The organism is Rhizobium sp. SVR5-2C, assembly GCF_056755115.1.
This window is the reverse complement of record NZ_JBNDHT010000266.1, coordinates 1-2,906: the sequence shown is the minus strand read 5'-3', so window position 1 is coordinate 2,906 and position 2,906 is coordinate 1. Positions and strand designations below refer to the sequence as shown.

The window sequence follows — 2,906 nt, the reverse complement described above, 5'->3', positions numbered from 1 at the left end:
CTGTATGGCAAATCGATATTTCTCTTATAGGATAGCGTTGTGTTCATGCTGGCGTTTGTCAGGAATATTCCGGCATTTAACTGCGGCAACATACTGCGATATTTTGACATCTGCTGTACCTCGGAAAGTTCGTAAACACTGCCTGGCAGTGCACTCAGCACCTGCCGCGACGATGGACTTCAAACGCAGATCTTCCGCACGGGTCGAAAACGAATTTCTGTCAGGCAATATTCGTGATCTACGCTCAACATTTCATGAGCTTGTCGTGTTTCGCTGAGATTACCGATTTGCGAGACGTGACTGCATTCGTAACAAAGTGCGACGCCCAAAAGGCAGTTCTAAAGTCCGCTTCTTTAATCGGGCAATGAGGTCAAGCCCACATGTGAGATGCGGCCGGGATCGTCTTTTTCACCAGACTGGAAACGCCGAGGCGTCAGCCGGAAGGGTTCGTACGGTCCCCGAGCTTTTGAAGTGGGCTGGGTCGTCGTCCGCCTTAAAGCTCAAAGCTGTTATCTCGCCGACGCCTGGGAATACCCATGAACCGAAGGCGCGACGCGGCTCCGCAATGTGCTTGCGGTGACCGCCCATCTTGCCGGGGTGAACTGACCCGGTCGCGCGATGACGCTACGACCATTTCACCACGGAAGAGAGGCGGACTGCCGTCCCTTCTTGCCATTCTCTGGCGCACTTCTAAAACGTCTACTGTATTAGATCCTCGATGCCATCGCCAAATAGCAGCGCGCGGGTCGCAGCGGTGACGTCGTACTTGCGCATCAGGCTTTCACCGACGAGGAAAGTGGTGATCCCGGACATTTCCAGACGCTTGCAATCCGGGTTGGTGAAGATGCCGCTTTCGCCGACGAGCAAGCGGCCGTCGGGCACCATGGCGGCGAGTTTCTCGCTGGTCGCAAGGTTGACTTCGAACGTTCGCAGATTGCGGTTGTTGACGCCAATCAGCGGTGAGGAGAGTTTCAGCGCCCGCTCCATCTCTTCGACGTCGTGGACTTCCACGAGGACATCCATGCCGAGGCCGAAGGCCTCATCCTGCAGACGTTCGGCGTCGTCATCGGACAGCGAAGCCATGATCAACAGGATGCAGTCCGCACCCCACGCACGAGCCTCGTGCACCTGATAGGTCTCGAACATGAAGTCCTTGCGCAGCGCCGGCAAGGCACAGGCAGCACGGGCAGCGGTCAGGAATTCCGGCGCCCCCTGAAAGCTCGGCCTGTCGGTGAGCACCGACAGGCAAGCCGCCCCGCCGAGTTCATACGCCTTGGCCAGCGCTGGCGGATCAAAATCGGGACGGATCAGGCCTTTCGACGGGCTTGCCTTCTTGATCTCGGCAATCAGTCCAAACAGACCCGCATCTTTCCGGACGGATAATGCCTTGTGAAAGCCGCGCGGCGCCGACTGTTCGGCTTGCATAGCCCTCAAATCTGCCAGCGAAACCTCGGCCTTGGCGGCCGCGATTTCCTCGCGCTTGTATGCTTCAATTTTCGTGAGGATATCGGCCATCATCCATTCCTATTCGCCTCCCCGGCTTGGAGGCGATCTGAATGGCGGCAGCTTGTTGCAATCGAGTTTCGAATCCAACGAATTCCGTTTCGGATGAAATATTGCGGCGTGATGGCATCAACGCTCTCTCTAACATGTTGGCGCCATGGATCGGCGGCTCGGCATGAACACGACCGCCACCTTCCGGCTGCCGCATACTGGGCAGCGTAGACGATCCCACAGCATTCATAACGGGAAGTCTCGGTCGCGAGTGGCGACGAGTGGCGACAAGGGTCACGATATCCAATCGTGGACTTTAGAGCTGCCTTTTGTGCGTCGCCCTTTGCTACAATTGTAGTCAAGTCTCAAAAATCAGTAACCGCAGGGCTTCCATTTGCAAGCTTCCTAACGAGGGTTCGTTGATCAGGTGTGCTTCCCGACGAGTTCTGCGTAGTCGGAAAAGGTGAACTTCTTTCCGCGCTGCGACGCTTCGTTGCCAAGGAGGAGAACGCCGATCGAAAAAACCGTGTCCGCGCGGTTCGAACTCGAAGCTCATGGGCTCACCATCATGACTTCAAACTGATGTGCCACGCAGATCGGTTGACCGCGGTTTACGATATCGGCGCGAATATCGTCTACATGCCAAATGGCGAGCGATTGGAAGCGCACTCGGGGCTCGGCGACATGTTGGCCGATCCCGATGAGGCGGACGAAAAAAAATCGCGGGCCTACACCACCAAACGTCTATGATCTCGTATTGCGCGAGCAGCTTTTTCACGGCGTCCACGCGCTGCGCCTCATCCCCGTGGGCAGCGTCGACATCTACCGCCTCGACGGCTTGCTTGCGCACCGTTACATGCTCGGCCCGCAGGGCTTTTCAAAAGGATGCATAGTCTTCAAAAATTACAATAAATTTCTGGGAGGGTACGTTACGAGCGAGGTCAAACGCCTTGGTCGTCGCCGCCCATGCGAGTTTGACAGGTCGCAACGGCATTTCTCAGCGAGATGGAAAGCAGCAGGTGACGGTTTGCAAGGCGACTAACGTCCGACGTCTCGATCGTCACAGGCTCGGCCAGAAGCGCGAATTGTTCGCCGGTTGCAGCGCCGCGGATGAAGGTGTGCATCACGAAGCCTCTCGGTCTGCCCGAGGCGGCAAAAGGGGTGGGCCACAACCAACCATCCCGCAGACCGATCGAGCCAGCCGCGAAGGACTCGTGACACCCCGTCTGATTCCGGAAACCGGCGGCTACATCGACATCTCCTGCAAATCTCGATGAGCATTCCGCTCGCGGCCATTTATCACGCGGCGGGGACTGGGCGACCAAGTTCAAAACAACAAGCAGATGCTCGTTTACCAACGGCCCGATGAATCAACCAAGTGTGATTGTCAAAGCATCGCCCAGGATTTGATT

Annotated in this window: 3 protein-coding genes and 2 pseudogenes; 2 read left to right on the top strand and 3 right to left on the bottom strand. The window is 56.7% G+C overall.

The genetic code is table 11. The annotated features are described in order from the left end of the window. Window positions 1–543 precede the first annotated feature (543 nt). Both ACPYOI_RS35390 and trpC read right to left on the bottom strand, forming a co-directional pair. Window positions 544–657, bottom strand: a pseudogene (locus ACPYOI_RS35390) (IS630 family transposase); the annotation flags it as partial. A gap of 42 nt (window positions 658–699) precedes the next feature. After that, complete coding sequence (gene trpC / locus ACPYOI_RS35385) at window positions 700–1,515, bottom strand: indole-3-glycerol phosphate synthase TrpC (protein WP_481424089.1); 816 nt, start codon at window positions 1,513–1,515, stop codon at window positions 700–702. Between the two features lie 408 nt (window positions 1,516–1,923). Here trpC and ACPYOI_RS35380 point away from each other — a divergent pair, with 408 nt between their 5' ends. After that, the gene (locus ACPYOI_RS35380; protein WP_481424091.1) at window positions 1,924–2,244 is read left to right on the top strand and encodes a hypothetical protein; all 321 of its coding nucleotides are present in this window, start codon (window positions 1,924–1,926) and stop codon (window positions 2,242–2,244) included. Continuing rightward, a pseudogene (locus ACPYOI_RS35375) lies at window positions 2,141–2,356 on the top strand (hypothetical protein); the annotation flags it as partial. The gene ACPYOI_RS35380 and the pseudogene ACPYOI_RS35375, both read left to right, overlap by 104 nt. Window positions 2,357–2,435: 79 nt before the next feature. Here ACPYOI_RS35375 and ACPYOI_RS35370 read toward each other — a convergent pair. Next, window positions 2,436–2,618: a hypothetical protein gene (locus ACPYOI_RS35370; RefSeq protein WP_481424090.1), complete on the bottom strand. Its 183-nt coding sequence runs from the start codon at window positions 2,616–2,618 to the stop codon at window positions 2,436–2,438. Window positions 2,619–2,906: the final 288 nt, after the last annotated feature.